This is a genomic window from Ruegeria sp. AE3 (assembly GCF_056542225.1).
The window spans coordinates 86,106-101,084 of sequence record NZ_JBQFZL010000012.1 but is presented as its reverse complement, the minus strand read 5'-3'; the positions used below and the strand labels follow the sequence as shown (position 1 = coordinate 101,084).

General features: G+C 55.6%; 13 protein-coding genes. 6 read left to right on the top strand and 7 right to left on the bottom strand.

From position 1 onward, the window contains the following. Positions 1–149 precede the first annotated feature (149 nt). The 5 genes from hpaD to ACR0NZ_RS17080 all read left to right on the top strand — a co-directional run bounded on the left by hpaD (position 150) and on the right by ACR0NZ_RS17080 (position 5,285). Positions 150–944 (top strand): 3,4-dihydroxyphenylacetate 2,3-dioxygenase, encoded by a 795-nt coding sequence (gene hpaD / locus ACR0NZ_RS17100; RefSeq protein WP_480520570.1) that lies wholly within the window; start codon positions 150–152, stop codon positions 942–944. 149 nt (positions 945–1,093) lie between these two features. Continuing rightward, positions 1,094–2,566, top strand: coding sequence for an NAD-dependent succinate-semialdehyde dehydrogenase (locus ACR0NZ_RS17095; protein WP_480520568.1), 1,473 nt, complete (start codon positions 1,094–1,096; stop codon positions 2,564–2,566). After that, positions 2,566–3,420 carry a fumarylacetoacetate hydrolase family protein gene (locus ACR0NZ_RS17090; protein WP_480520566.1) on the top strand — a complete coding sequence of 285 codons (855 nt, stop codon included), beginning with the start codon at positions 2,566–2,568 and terminating at the stop codon, positions 3,418–3,420. Before ACR0NZ_RS17095 ends, ACR0NZ_RS17090 begins: the two co-directional genes overlap by 1 nt. After that, entirely contained in the window at positions 3,417–4,217 is an 801-nt protein-coding gene (gene hpaH / locus ACR0NZ_RS17085) for a 2-oxo-hept-4-ene-1,7-dioate hydratase (protein WP_480520564.1), read from the top strand. Before ACR0NZ_RS17090 ends, hpaH begins: the two co-directional genes overlap by 4 nt. Positions 4,218–4,229: 12 nt before the next feature. Continuing rightward, positions 4,230–5,285 carry an aldolase/citrate lyase family protein gene (locus tag ACR0NZ_RS17080; RefSeq protein ID WP_480520562.1) on the top strand — a complete coding sequence of 352 codons (1,056 nt, stop codon included), beginning with the start codon at positions 4,230–4,232 and terminating at the stop codon, positions 5,283–5,285. A gap of 144 nt (positions 5,286–5,429) precedes the next feature. On the opposite strand, the gene ACR0NZ_RS17075 is transcribed toward ACR0NZ_RS17080, so the two are convergent. From ACR0NZ_RS17075 to ACR0NZ_RS17045, 7 genes are all read right to left on the bottom strand, one after another. Further along, positions 5,430–6,659, bottom strand: coding sequence for an AGE family epimerase/isomerase (locus ACR0NZ_RS17075; RefSeq protein WP_480520560.1), 1,230 nt, complete (start codon positions 6,657–6,659; stop codon positions 5,430–5,432). Positions 6,660–6,726: 67 nt separating this feature from the next. After that, complete coding sequence (locus tag ACR0NZ_RS17070) at positions 6,727–7,794, bottom strand: ABC transporter ATP-binding protein (RefSeq protein WP_480520558.1); 1,068 nt, start codon at positions 7,792–7,794, stop codon at positions 6,727–6,729. Positions 7,795–7,805: 11 nt separating this feature from the next. Further along, complete coding sequence (locus tag ACR0NZ_RS17065) at positions 7,806–8,648, bottom strand: carbohydrate ABC transporter permease (protein WP_480477286.1); 843 nt, start codon at positions 8,646–8,648, stop codon at positions 7,806–7,808. 10 nt (positions 8,649–8,658) lie between these two features. Beyond that, positions 8,659–9,609 (bottom strand): carbohydrate ABC transporter permease, encoded by a 951-nt coding sequence (locus ACR0NZ_RS17060; RefSeq protein WP_480520556.1) that lies wholly within the window; start codon positions 9,607–9,609, stop codon positions 8,659–8,661. After that, positions 9,591–10,850 carry an ABC transporter substrate-binding protein gene (locus tag ACR0NZ_RS17055; RefSeq protein WP_480520554.1) on the bottom strand — a complete coding sequence of 420 codons (1,260 nt, stop codon included), beginning with the start codon at positions 10,848–10,850 and terminating at the stop codon, positions 9,591–9,593. Before ACR0NZ_RS17055 ends, ACR0NZ_RS17060 begins: the two co-directional genes overlap by 19 nt. Before the next feature lie 35 nt (positions 10,851–10,885). Next, a complete protein-coding gene (locus ACR0NZ_RS17050; RefSeq protein WP_480520552.1) occupies positions 10,886–12,037 on the bottom strand; it encodes an aminotransferase class I/II-fold pyridoxal phosphate-dependent enzyme in 1,152 nt (383 codons plus the stop codon). Continuing rightward, the gene (locus tag ACR0NZ_RS17045) at positions 12,030–12,806 is read right to left on the bottom strand and encodes a FadR/GntR family transcriptional regulator (protein WP_480520550.1); all 777 of its coding nucleotides are present in this window, start codon (positions 12,804–12,806) and stop codon (positions 12,030–12,032) included. The genes ACR0NZ_RS17050 and ACR0NZ_RS17045 overlap by 8 nt, the downstream gene beginning before the upstream one ends. A gap of 394 nt (positions 12,807–13,200) precedes the next feature. Here ACR0NZ_RS17045 and ACR0NZ_RS17040 point away from each other — a divergent pair, with 394 nt between their 5' ends. Continuing rightward, complete coding sequence (locus ACR0NZ_RS17040) at positions 13,201–14,940, top strand: type I secretion system permease/ATPase (RefSeq protein ID WP_480520548.1); 1,740 nt, start codon at positions 13,201–13,203, stop codon at positions 14,938–14,940. Positions 14,941–14,979 lie beyond the last annotated feature (39 nt).

Below are 14,979 nucleotides of genomic sequence, written 5' to 3'. Positions count from 1 at the left end.
GCGACGGCGGCGACTGGAGCTTCGAGTTCTACATGGAACAAAAACACGTCGGCTTCGCAACAGGAAAACACAATATCATGCAGCTGGGGAAACTGTAACCGACTGCACTCGAAATACGCGCGAAGAAACTCTTACTTCAGGAGGAGACCATGGGAGAAATTGTACTTGCCGCCAAAATGACCCACGTGCCTACCCTGCTCATGTCCGAGCAGGAAGGACCGATCAAAGGCAAGCGTCAGCCGGCTATTGATGGCCACCGAGAGATTGCTCGTCGCGCCAGGGAGCTGGGCGCAACAACGGTTGTCATCTGTGATACGCATTGGGTGTTGAACGCGGGCTTTCACATAAACGCCAACGACCATTTTGAGGGTCTATTCACGTCGAATGAATTCCCGCAGTTCATTCAGGACTTGCCCTATAAATACGAGGGCAACCCCGAATTGGGTGATGCGATTGCGCGGATTGCGACCGAAAAGGGTGCCTATACGCTGGCACATCACCTGGACAGCCTTGAGGTGGAATACGGCACGCTGGTTCCGATGCGGTTTATGAGCCGTGAACACGAAATGAAAGTGGTGTCGATCGGTGCGTGGTGCACCGTGCACGCCCATGACGAGAGCCGTATCGTCGGCGAGGCAATCCGTGAAGCTGTCGAGGCCAGCGACGAAAAGGTGCTGCTGGTTGCGTCGGGTTCGCTATCGCACAAGATCTGGGCCAACAAGGATTATGCCGCCAATAACGGCACCTTCACAATCAGCTCAGAATTCAACCGCCAGATGGATCTGCACGTGCTGGAAATGTGGAAAAACGGCGATCATGCTACTTTCCTCACGATGCTGGGGGACTATGCCAACTTCTGCTGCGGTGAAGGCTCGATGCATGATACCGCGATGCTTTATGGCGCACTCGGCTGGGACGCTTACGACAAAAATGCGAGGTTGTGACCGAGTATTTCCCGTCCTCGGGCACCGGTCAGACTAACGTCATATTCCCGGTCTGAGGATCGCGGTTTTTACTCTGATTGCTTGCCCCTGATGCCTTTTGGCCGGGCAAGCCGTTGATCTATCCAATTCGAACTGATGCAGGTCCCCATATGTTTCCTTTGAATGACCCCGGTTTGCTGCGTGAGGCTGCCCTTGTAGGTACACGCTGGATTGAAGCTGACCCGGCCACCGGCCTGGCCGTCACCAACCCCGCCACCGGCGAAGTTATTGGTCATGTTCCCAATCTGGGTGCCGCCGAAACTGCCGAAGCTATTGCTGCCGCCGAGACCGCGCGCCACGGGTGGGCTAAACGAACCGCCAAGACGCGCAGTCAAATTCTGCACCGCTGGTACGAACTGATGATGGAGAACCAGGACGATCTGGGTGCCATCCTGACAGCCGAGCAGGGCAAGCCACTGGCCGAAGCCAAAGGTGAGATCGCCTATGGTGCCAGCTTCATAGAGTGGTTCGCAGAAGAGGCCCGCCGCGCCTATGGTGATGTCACACCTAGCCACGCTCCAGACAAACGCATCCTGACGATCAAACAACCCATCGGGGTTGTCGCCGCGATCACGCCGTGGAATTTCCCAAACGCAATGATCACGCGCAAGGCTGGCCCTGCACTGGCGGCGGGCTGCTCTATGGTTCTGAAACCGGCCGGCCAGACTCCGTTCTCAGCTATCGCGTTGGCAGTTCTGGCCGAGAGAGCGGGCCTGCCTGCGGGACTGTTCTCGGTCGTCACCGGCTCAGCCCGTGGCATTGGCGGCGAGATGACCGGGAACCCGACAGTGCAGAAGCTGACCTTTACCGGTTCGACCGAGATCGGCACGCTTCTATATGCGCAATGTGCGCCAACGATCAAAAAACTGGGGTTGGAGCTGGGTGGCAATGCGCCCTTCATTGTTTTCGATGATGCTGATCTGGACGCCGCTGTTGAAGGGGCGGTGATTGCCAAGTTTCGAAATAATGGTCAGACCTGTGTTTGTGCCAACCGCATTTACGTGCAGGCCGGTGTCTACGATTCCTTTGCCGCCAAGCTGCGCGACAAAGTAGCTACTCTGCCCACTGGTAATGGCTTTGACGAAGGTATCATATTCGGCCCGCTGATCGATCAGGCGGCAGTCGACAAGGTTGCTGAACACATCGCTGATGCGACCTCGAAAGGAGCCGATGTCATTCTGGGTGGCAAGTCACACGACATGGGCGGCACATTCTTTGAGCCAACCATTTTGACCGGAGTCACTTCGGAGATGGCGGTCGCGACCGAAGAGACGTTTGGCCCGGTCGCGCCCCTTTTTAAGTTCAACACCGAAAGCGAAGTCGTCGCTGCGGCAAATAACACCGAGTTCGGCCTTGCCTCATATTTCTATTCCCGCGACCTGGCTCGCGTTTGGCGAGTTTCCGAGAAGCTGGAATATGGCATGGTCGGTATCAACACCGGCCTGATCTCGACCGCGGAAGCTCCCTTTGGCGGGGTTAAGATGTCTGGTCTGGGCCGTGAAGGCTCGCGCCATGGGCTGAATGACTTCATGGAACTCAAATACCTGTGCATGGGCGGCATCGACACCGCCGAGGAGGCTTAATGCGCTTTGCTACTTTTACCGCCGAAGGGGATACCTTCTTTGGCGCGATTACCGATGATGGTGCGATCGCCCTGAACGGTGATTTTCCTGAGTTTTCCAGCCTGTATGAGGTCATCGCTACGGGTGAGTTTAGCCGGTTGGCTGCGGCGGCCGAGGTCAAGCCGGTGACCCATTCCGATTTCACCTATGAAATGGTGATGCCGGATGCCCTTCGCATTCTGTGCGTCGGCGTGAACTTCCCGGACAGGAATGCGGAATACAAGGATGGCAGCGCGCAGCCGGAATACATGTCGCTGTTCCCGCGCTTTGCTAGCGGCTTTACCGGCCACAACCGCCCGCTGATCCGCCCGCCTGAAAACCGCACGCTGGATTACGAGGGCGAAGTGGCCATTGTGATCGGCAAGGCGGGCCGTCGGATTTCGCAGGACGAAGCCTATGATCACATCGCCGCGTTGACGCTGTGCAACGAAGGCACGATCCGCGATTGGGTGCGCCATGCCAAGTTCAACGTAACTCAGGGCAAGAACTGGGACAATTCAGGGTCGATCGGCCCATGGCTGGTGCCTTTCACCGACCCGGCGCAATTGGATGACGCCCGCATTCAGACCCGCGTCAATGGTGAGTTGCGTCAGGACGATACCCTCGACCGCATGATGTTCCCGATCCGGCGCGAAATCGAGTATATCTCGACCTTCATGACCCTGAAACCGGGTGACATTATCGTAACAGGTACCCCCACCGGAGCGGGCGCGCGCTTTGACCCGCCAAAGTATCTTGTACCGGGTGACGTGGTCGAGGTCTTCGTCGAAGGTATCGGCACCCTGCGCAACACGGTCGAGGATGAGAAGGTATGACACCCGAAGAGCACGCCCGCGCGGCAGCCGACCTACTTCAGGCCGAACGCACCGGCGACCAGATCGGTCTGCTGAGCCTGCGTCACCCCGAAATGAATATGGGCGACGCCTACGAGGTGCAGAATGCCATCTATCGCCAGAAACTGGCCGAGGGGCGCAGGGTCATCGGGTGGAAGATCGGTCTGACGTCGAAAGCGATGCAATATGCGCTAAACATCGATATTCCCGACAGCGGCATCCTGTTTGATGACATGGCGTTTGAACACGGTGGTACGGTCCCTGCAGGCCGTTTCATCCAGCCCCGGATCGAGACTGAAATCGCCTTTGTCATGAAATCCGCCGTCGGCGGCGAGAATGTGAGCCGCGACGATATCATATCCGCCACCGATTACGTCGCGCCGGTGATTGAAATTCTGGACACACGTATTCAGCCTCAGGACCCCGAGACCGGCAAGATCCGAACCGTCTTTGACACGATCAGCGACAATGCCGCCAATGCGGGCATTGTGCTGGGCTCGGAACGTCACGCGATAGACGACTTCGACCTGCGCTGGGTTGGTGCCTTGACCTTCCGCAACGGTGAGATTGAGGAAACCGGCCTTGGTGCCGGCGTATTGAATGATCCAGTCGAAAGTGTTGTCTGGCTGGCCCGGCGCATGGCGCAATACGGTCAAAGTATTGAACCCGGACAAGTGATCCTGTCAGGCAGCTTCATCCGCCCTGTCGAATGCCCGCCAGGATCAGAAATCAACGCCGAGTTCGGACCCTTCGGTTCGGTCAATATCAAATTCGACTGAAGGAGAACTTCATTGCCCGCGCCAACAAACCCCTTCAAGGCCGCACTGAAAGCCGGAAAACCCCAGATCGGATGCTGGATTGGGATGGCCAACGCATATGCCGCCGAAATCGCCGCCACATCCAGATTTGACTGGCTTCTTGTGGATGGGGAACACGCCCCAAACGATCTACTGTCCATTCTGGAGCAAGCGAGGGTCATTGAAGGAACAGGTAGCCAGCCAGTAGCGCGCCTGCCAATTGGCGAGACCTGGATGATCAAGCAATATCTCGATGCTGGCATCCAAAGCATATTGGTGCCAATGGTTGAAAGCGGCGATCAAGCGCGGGAGTTGGTGCGCGCGGTGCAATATCCCCCACATGGAGTTCGAGGCGTTGGGTCTGCTCTGGCGCGAGCTTCGCGTTTTGCGGCGATTCCGGATTACCTCACAACGGCAGGTGACCAGATTTGCCTGTTGGTTCAGGTGGAAAACCGCCTTGGCCTGGATGCACTGGATGACATTCTGACCACAGATGTCGACGGCGTATTTATCGGTCCGTCAGATTTGGCCGCGGATATGGGCCACATCGGCAATGCTGGCCACACCGACGTGGTCGAAGCGGTTTTGGACGCGTTGAAACGGATCGTGGCCGCGGGCAAGGCAGCGGGCATCCTGACGTTGGACCCTGTGATGCAGCGCAAGTGCGTGGATCTTGGGGTTACGTTCCTGGCCACGAATATCGACGTAACACTTTTTGCGAAGGCTATGCGCGGGGCGGCTGAAACTGCGTTGGAAATGTTGCCGGACCAGAGCGCGTCAGGAAATGCGCCAACAGATGTGGCCAGCAAGTATCTTCAGCAGTTATGCAAGCACTGGTCCTACAAGGGGCAAGTAGAATTTGATGTAACTGAAGGGAAAGTTTCATTTGAAAACGGGTGTGCGGTCGCGATGAAAGCGACGGACGAGGGGCTGGACATAGTTGCTTCAGTCGGCCCACGTGGCGATTTGAACTCCTGGAAAGTAGTCATAGAAGACCACTTGAAACGCTTTGCATTTCGCGAAGAGTTCAAGGTTGATTGGAGTGCATAACACTGGAATGCAGGGGCAACCGAGCGACCTCCTGACATTCGGACACCGCCGCAGGCTACGATTTGTAGTCTGCGGGTATTCGACAAGACCCTGCACCGGATTCTTACTCGGGTAAGACAAGCCGCAACTGAGGATTTTCCAAACCTAAAGCGGCATCATCCTCGACAAACGTCCTGACAGCGGAAACAGACAGGCTTGCAACGAGTGGTAGATGTCCGGCTTGCCGTCAAAAATAGATGTCACTACAGCCCCTGCCCCATCCACTGCTGGAAACCAGCCGCCATGTCGATGATCCACAAGTGTTTCACTCGCATAGGTCCAGAGCTTTCTGTACCACTCCTCGTCTTCTGGCCTTCTGTCTAGCGCGATCAGAGCGGCAACCGCCCCTATGGCTTCGGTGATGGGCCACCAGAACCGCGAAGCATTGGCAACGCGACCATCAAAATCAAGAGTATAGGCCAACCCGCCGCCAGGCAGCCACGCATCATTCAAAGCCTGCGCAATCAAGCGGCGCGCCCTGTACGGAGCATTGGGGTTCGTTCGGCCTGACAAATCCCAATGCTGAAGCTGAAGCCGACCCAATTCGAACGAATGCCCCGGCGTTGTTCCGTAAGGTCTGAACATCGGGTCACCCGCATAATCCCGGTTGATCTGCCAATCAGACGAATAGTGTTCGGGAAGCCGCCAGTTTTCACCGGGTGCAATTTTGCCAATGAAGAAGTCCAGAATGCGACCGGCGCGGGACAGGAAGATTTCGTCTCCTGTGGCTTCAAAGGCGGCCAGCATTGCCTCAACGCCGTGCATATTTGCATTCATTCCGCGATATGTGGAAAACGGCGTCCAATCCCTGTTCCATTCATCGCGAAACAGGCCTGCTTCTTCGTCCCAGAAGTGTTTTTCCAGAACACTTTGGACATCTGTCATTAGCTTGTCTGCATCCGGGTGACCCGCCAGTTTCGCACTTGCCGAGGCAAGAAGGACAAAGACGTGCCCATAGGCAAGCTTGCGGTCATCCTTGATCTGATCCCCATCCAACGCCCAGAGATATCCGCCGTGGTCGCGATCTCGGTGATGGCTATCGAGATATGTCATGCCGTGATCAATGATCCGTTCAGCACCTTGGAAACCGGACAGAAGTCCTAATGCATAAGAATGAACCAACCGGGTCGTCGTGTGCAGCTCCTGCGGCTTGCCGGGCAACGGGCGGCCATCGTGACCAAGTGTATAGAACCCGGACTCATCCCGGCAGCTCGCGCTGAAGAACGTAAGTTGCCGCATGGCCTGATTCATCAACCAATCGCGATGTCTTGACGTTTCAACCCAAAACCCGGCTTCGGACTGCGACCCCGGCAGCAATAACTGGTTATCGTTCATCTAAAGATCCCGCGGATGGAGTTTTATCGCATGCGGCGAAGCCCAATCTTCCAAATTATCCACCATCTCAGCAAGCCCGTCTCAACGCTGTACCATCCGAAGCAAACAGATGTGCATTCTGTGCTTGAATGCGCAAACCGAGGCGATCCCCGGATTTCACCGGGATATTGCCATGCTTGCGCACCATCATGGGGCCGATCCCTTCGGCATTGACGTAGATGTTCGTGTCCGACCCCAGATGTTCCACAACATCCGCCACGGCCGACAGATCACCGGTGCCGTTGTCCACAACATCGATATGTTCCGGCCTTACACCCAGTTCTTTCGCCTGAGCGGTAAGGGGTTGATCGAGTATCCTGATTTCAACCCCATTCCCGACATTCACACCTGTTTTGGTTCCCAATACAGGCACAACATTCATGGTGGGTGAGCCGATAAACTGGGCAACAAATTTGTTGGCCGGCCTTTCATAAAGCTCGAGCGGACTGCCGACTTGCTGGATATCCCCTGCGTTGAGAACAACGATCCGATCTGCCAGCGTCAACGCTTCGACCTGATCATGGGTCACATAGATCATGGTCGCACCTAGTTTTTGATGAAGCCGCGCGATCTCCAGCCGCATCTCGACACGCAGAGCCGCATCAAGGTTTGACAATGGCTCGTCAAACAGAAATGCGCGTGGGTCTCGGATGATGGCCCGCCCCATGGCAACCCGCTGACGTTGACCTCCTGAAAGGGCCTTGGGCAAGCGATCCGTCAATTTGGTCAACCCCAGCGTCTCTGCCGCCTGGGCGACCTTTGATGTGCGTTCAGCCACCGGAGCTTTGCGGATTTCCATTGAGAAGCCCATGTTCCGAGCGACATCCATATGCGGATAGAGAGCGTAGGACTGGAACACCATCGCGATGTCCCGATCCCTTGGCCTCACATCATTCATGCGCTCGCCATCGATCAGAAAGTCGCCGCTTGATATCGGTTCAAGACCAGCAACCATACGCAGCAAAGTGGACTTGCCGCAGCCTGATGGGCCGACCAGAACGATGAACTCACCATCCTGAATCTCAAGGTTGATGTTGCGCAGAACCTCGACGGATCCATAGCGTTTTGCAACGTCACGAAGTTCGATACGTGCCATGATTTGGCCTCCTATCCTTTGACCGCGCCGGACGTGAGGCCCTGCACGAGATAGCGTTGAATGAAGATGAAGAAGAGGCAACTTGGGATCAGTGCCAGCACGCCGGCTGCCATCATTTGCCCCCAATCGACCGAGAATTTGGAAACAAATGTCAACAAGCCAACCGGGAATGTCATCGCGTCGTTCTTTGAAATCAGCATCAACGCAAACAACAGCTCGGACCATGCGGCAGTAAAGACAAATCCAAGCGTCGCCCCGAGACCGGGCAATGTCAGCGGGAACACCACTTTGCGCAGCGCCTGAAACCGTGTACAGCCATCCATCATCGCCGCGTCTTCAAGATCTTTGGGAATGCCGTCAAAGAATGACTGCATCAGGAATGTTGCAAAGGGGATGTTGAACGCGGTGTAGACAACAATCAGGCTTGTCAGCGAATTCAGCAGCCCCAGGTCCGCGATGATCTTGTAGATGGGTGCGATGATCATCAGCAGCGGGAACATCTGGGTGACCAGCATCAAGGCAATGATGATCCGTTTGCCCGCGAAAACAAAGCGGGAAAAGGCATAACCCGCCCCAGCCGCGAACAATGTCGTAAAGAACGCCGCCCCCAGCGACACCACAAGAGAGTTCCGGAAATAGGCCACAAAATCGGTCTGAAAAATGACTGTTTTGAAGTTTGAAAAGGTCACTTCGCTTGGAAACAGCCGGGTGCCCTCTGAAAAGATCAGTGCGTCCGGGGTCAACCCGATCTTGAGCAACCAGTAAAGCGGGAACAACGCAAAGATCAGATAGAACGCAAGTGCCGCGTATTTGCCCACAACCAGCAGGGGGTTGGGTTTCCTGACAGCTGACATGGCCTACTCCTCAAATCTTGACCAGCTTCTTGCGAAGCCAGAGCAGGATAACGGCGTAAATCAGAAGGATCACCAGCAGCGCCACAGCAATGGTTGACGCGTAGCCGAAGTCCAATTTTCGAAAAGCTGTGGTGAAGATGTAAGTCGACAGGATTTGGGTCGAATTGGCAGGCCCGCCGCCGGTCATCACGTAAATCAGGTCGGCGAAATTGGCGATCCAGATCGTCCGCAGCATCACGGTGATCGCGATCATCGGAGCAAGGAACGGCAAGGTGATCTTGGTGAAGGTCTGCCATGGGGTCGCGCCATCGACTTCTGCAGCCTCATAAAGCTCACCGGGTATCGATTGCAAAGCCGCCAACAGCGTGATCGCAAAGAAAGGAACGCCGAACCAGATATTTGCAGTGATCGGGCCCCATATGGCAAGCTCGGGATCGCCAAGGATATTGTAGGGCTCTGACAGAATGCCAAGGGCGGCCAGCCAATGCGGTAGCGGGCCGATGACAGGGTTAAAAAGCCACGCCCATGTCAGCGCAGAAAGGAAGGTCGGGACAGCCCAGGGTAGGAAAACAAGCGCCTGAAAAAGTTTCTTTCCATAGAACTGCGTATTCAAAAGCATGGCAAGACCAAGGCCAAGCAGAAACTGGAATGTTATCGACCAAAAGGTCCAAAACAGCGTGTTCTCCATCGCGATCCAGAACTTGCGGTCTCCCCACAGATCAACGTAGTTTTCAAACCCGATCCAGCCAGAAGCAAAAGGCTTCAACAGCTCAATGGATTGGAACGAATATGAAATTCCGATGATTAGCGGAACCATGATCACCGCACCGATCAGAAGAATAGCGGGTGACAAATAGAAAAACGGCTCGACCATGTATTGTAGGTAGAGCGAGCGTCGTGCCCGGGTTTCCCCGGGCCTGACAGTTTTCTGAGTGCGCGAAATCACTGTCTTGCCTTCCACTTGGCGTGTTCGTCAGTGAGGAACTCAGCCCACTCATCCGCGACGTCCTGCGCGCTGCGCTGCCCCAACAGGGCTTCCTGACTGGTTTCCAGCAGAAGCGTGCTGCCAAAATAGCCCCACTGTTCCAGGTTAGTTGGCATTGTTGTTGGCACATATTGCTCGCCGTTCAGTTCTTCGAACCAGCCTTTGAATTGCTCGGTCTGGAAATGAGGATCCTGATCGGCACCTTTGTGGATCGGAATGACACCAACACGCTTTGCCCACGCGGCATTGGCTTCGGGCGTCGACAAGGCCGCAACCAGATCAAAGGCTTCGTCCTCGTGTTCTGTCGCGCTGAAAATCGACCAACCTGCGAACCCAATGGTCGGGAAAGCTTTGCCCGAAGGTCCGACAGGCATCGGAATGACCGCAAAATCTTCGGCAGGCATCCGCTCGGCAATAGCGATCAGTGCGTCCGGATCCTGATCGAGGAATGCACATGTACCGGAATAGAAACCGGCCACGATCTCGTTAAAGCCCCAACTGACGGCGTCCTTGGGCGCATATCCGTTCTGATACATGTCGATCATGAACTGGATACCTTCGACCGAGCCGGGCTCGTTGATGCGGCTGACACCGTCTTCTGTGAAGAACTCGTTGGTGCCGTTCATGGCTGCGGCGAACATGATCCAGCCATTTGTTCCACCGGGACCACCGCGCAAACAGTACCCATACTTGCCCTCAAGCTCGGACACTGCGGCCGAGGCTGCCTTGAACTCCTCCATCGTTTTCGGGGGAGTGTCGATACCCGCTTCGGCCAGCAGTTTCTTGTTGTAGAACATCGCCCGCAGATAGAATCCGTACGGGATCATATAGAGATCACCCGCCTGGCTGCCCATAGCGACTGTCTTGTCAGTCAGCGAAGCCCCGTGTTCCCATCCGGCGACATGATCCTTGAGACTGACCAGCTGATCGGACCCAGCATAAAGAGCCTGCCAGGTATCGGGCATTTCAACCACATCAGGGATGTCGCCACCTGCCACCATTGTTGCCAGCTTTTCGAACGCGTTACCCCAAGGTAGCGATACAATCTCGACAGTGACGTCGGGATTATTGGCTTCAAACTCATCAACCAGTCCCTGAAGCACCTCTGTACGCTCGGGGCTTGTAATAACCTCGACCAGTTTCAATGTGGTCTCGGCGTAAGATGCCGAACCCATGAGCACGGCCGCAGCCGTCATTCCAGTTAGTAGTTTCTTCATGTTTTCCTCCTGTTGATTTTATTGAGCGAACGGTTCTAAGCCGTGCTTTCGGCGAGCGCCGAAAAAAAATCGGCCCATAGATCTTCTGCCGACTCGAGCCCCAAACTCAGGCGCACCAGATTGGGTGAGACCCCAAATTTCTGCATTGAGTTTTGTTCACCAGCCTGAGCAAGTCCGACGCGCGCAGGCAGGATCAGACTTTCGAAGCCACCCCAGCTCACACCGAGGCGGAAAAGGTTCAAGGCATCAGAAAGTTTGGCGATGTCGACACTGTCATCAAACTCAACCGACATAAGTCCGGACCGCCCCGTCAGCCCGGGCACGTCGTTGGCGCCTGGTGAGTTGACCCGCCTGACCTGCGGAACAGTGGCCAGGCGATCAACAAACATGTTGGCCGTCGCTTGATGCTGCATCATGCGTGCGTTCAGCGTGCGCAGGCCGCGCGTCAGCAGGAAGGCCTCAAAAGGTGCCAGTTTGGCCCCAAGCAAAGGAAGTGTCAGATCACGGATGCGGGCGATATGGTCCCGGGAGGCAACCACCACGCCCGCAACAGTGTCCGAGTGCCCCGAAATGTACTTCGAGGCCGAGTGGATGACGATGTCGATGCCCAGTGCGAGGGGGCGTTGGAACACCGGGCTTGCCCATGAATTATCGATTATCGTCAACACATTGTGGCGTCTGGCATGCTCTGCGACACGACGTAGATCCATCGCCTCAAAAACAATCGATCCGGGGCTCTCCAGATAGGCCACCGTTACACCGGCAAGCAGATCGGGGTCGTTCTCGAAACGCTCCGGCGCATGGTAGTCGATATGCACCCCGAACGGGCGCAGGATGCGCTCCATAAACCGGAATGAATCCGGATAGACGTGTTCGACGCAGGCAATCCGGTCACCGGGTTTGACAAATGCCAGCAGCGTTGAGGAAATGGCCGCCATCCCGGAAGCAAATGCAACGGCAGCCTGACCTTGTTCGGCTTCAGCCATGAGCGTTTCAAACGCGGCGACGGTCGGGTTTTCCACGCGCGTGTAGATGGCTGTTTCTGATCTTCCGGCCATCCGGTCTTCAAAACTCTGATAATTGTCAAAGGTGAATAGTGAGGTTTGAACAATAGGAGGCGTGACCGAACCTGCCTCTTCCGGGAAGATAGTTGCAAGACGCGTTGCAAGGTCTCTGTAATCAGACATTCTGACTTTCCATGATTTCTAGGACTTCTGCTTCGACCATGTCCATGATCTCGCCGATAATACGCGCGGCTTCATCTGCACGGCCTGCGACAACTGCTTCAGCCAGCTGCGCATGTATTGGAATTGAGGCTTGACCCAAGTGTGGTTGGCCGAATGGGGTGTCATATACTTCGTGAAATGCTTTCTGAATTTGCCGTATCAACTGCCCGAAAAGTGGGTTTCCGCACGCTTCATGCAGTGCCGCGTGAAACCGGTAGTCGGCCGGTCGCCAATCCTCACCCGCAGAATGAACAGCTATGAGCTCGGCAACGCGGGCCGAAATCAAAAGCCGCTGCGCGTCTGAGCAATTCAATGCAGCCAACCTTGCAGCCTCGATTTCCAGTGGCCGGCGCACGGCGTGTGTCCGCAAAAGGCTTTCGGCTTCGAGCTTCAGCGTGAGTGGGAGATGGATCGTGTTGGCAGATACCTCGGCTGCCAAACGCGTTCCTGCTTTCTTGTTCCGCACAACGATGCCCATGTTCTGCCAACTTGTCAGGGCCTCGCGAACCTTCGCCCGTCCGATTCCAAGCTGAATTGCAATTTCGATCTCTGGCGGCAGGCGATCGCCTACTTTCAAACCTTCCGCTTCGATCATTCCAGAGAGAGCTTCCAGAACGTCCCGGCCACTGCTGCCAGCCGGTAGCACCTTCAAGGTGTTGCCGACACTCTCAGCTTTTTCCTTTAGGGGCGTTCTTTTGACCACGTGCGACTTCTCCGATTCGTGTTTCATTCACTTCTACATTTAATGTAGGACAAAATAAACAATAATGTCCGACAATATAACAACACTTGCCATCCCTACAGATAAAGTCGAAAAAATTTGGTCTCGGTCATTTCGCGGCCGGATCGATACAGCCTTCCTCGCCTGCGGCTTGTTGGCGGGTCATGGTCTTTGCGTGACCGTCTTTCTTGCTGTATTCCGCCCGAATTGCCGTTATCCTGAAGCGCCCGCCTAACGGTGCCCATAATCGCCGTTAGGTTTTTTTGTCAGCTACGGCTGAATAGTGCTTCTTTACGCCAAGGACCCGCGGTTTCTTGCCCAAAAAAAGATGTGCAAACTTGGCAAGGCTGATCTAACTTTTTAAGTGCGGGGTCGCATCTCCGAATAATATGGATTTAAAACATTGAAACCTGAACACCGCGTATCCGCGGCCCCCCGACATGAACTGCGCAATGTGCGCAATCAGGGGATCGCGTTCCTTGCTTTGGCGTTCTTGTTCAGCATTTTTGTGAACCTGCTTATGCTGACAGGCCCATTGTTTATGTTGCAGGTGTATGACCGGGTATTGGGCTCGCGTGCGGTGGAAACACTGACAGCGTTGTTTTTGTTGGTGGCGTTGCTTTATGCGCTGATGGCGATGCTGGATTTTGCCCGCGGACGCATCGTTGCCCGGTTCGGCGCACGGTTCCAGTCACAGTTGGATGAGCGCGTCTTCGAAGCAACGCTGCGGCGTTCACTTATGCCGCAAATACGATCTGCCCCGGCGACGGCCTTGCGTGATCTGGAATCCATTCGAAACCTGTGTTCGTCCCCCGTTCTGCTGGCGGTGATGGATATACCATGGACGCCTGTTTTTCTGGGCGCGATTTTCCTGTTTCATCCCCTGCTGGGTTGGCTGGCCGTGACAAGCGGTGTTCTACTTGTCGTGATTGCACTGCTCAATCAGGCGCTGACCAGCAGGAAAGTCGCCGAGGCACAATCTGCAGCGGCGCGGGCAAACGCCTTTGCGGAACATGCGAGACAAGCGGCAGAGGTTGTGCGCTCTCAAGGTATGCAGGCGGACGTGACAAAGCGGTGGTTGGACCAGCGTTCGAATGCCTTACGCCAAACCATTTCTGCCAGCGATTGGACAGGCAGTTTTACATCTCTGACCAAGTCGCTACGACTGTTTCTTCAATCTGCAATGCTTGCCTTGGGCGCGTGGCTGGTTCTGCAAAATGAAATGACACCGGGCGCGATGATTGCGGGCTCAATCCTTTTGGGTCGGGCCCTCGCCCCGGTCGAACAAGCGGTTGGCCAATGGGGCATGATCGAACGTGCGCGAACAGCCTGGACTTCCCTCAGCCGGTTTTTGGATCAGACCCCACCCGAAGAGCAGCGGATCCGCTTGCCCATCCCGAAGGCGCAGCTGGAAGCAAAATCGCTGACTGTCATTCCCCCTGGGGCAACAACGCCAACGTTGCGGAACGTCAATCTGAAACTGCAACCGGGCAAGGCGCTGGGTGTCATCGGCAAAAGCGGGTCGGGAAAGACGACACTGGCCAAGGCGTTGCTGGGGCTTTGGAATCCGGCAGCCGGGGAAATTCGGCTGGGTGGTGCCACTCTGGATCAATATGACTCCAACGATTTGGGCAGCCATATCGGATATTTGCCGCAGCAGGTTACCCTATTTAACGGAACGGTGGCCGAGAACATCGCCCGGATGTCGGAGAACCCGGATTCCGAAGCGGTGGTGGCCGCGGCCAAAAAAGCCAATGCACACGACCTGATCCTGTCTTTGGAGAAAGGTTATGGCACCTTCCTTGAAGGCAATGACAGTCAGTTGTCAGGTGGACAGAAACAGCGCATCGCTCTGGCCCGCGCCCTCTATGGCGACCCTGTTCTGCTTATTCTGGACGAACCAAACTCGGCACTGGACGCGGATGGCACCGAAGCCTTGAACGCGGCCGTGAGGGGGCTCAAGGCGGCCGGCAAAGCCGCGATCATCATGACACACCGCCCGCAGGCCATTTCGGAATGTGACGATCTGGCCGTTGTCGAAAAAGGACAAGTGGTCAAGTTCGGTAGTCGTGACGAGGTTCTCAGCGCAATGGTGCAGAATGCGGGCGCGATTAAGCGCAAGCTTAGCCCCGTAGGTGAATAATGGCAAAAAACACGACCAAGAAGCAGGCGCAGGCCTGGA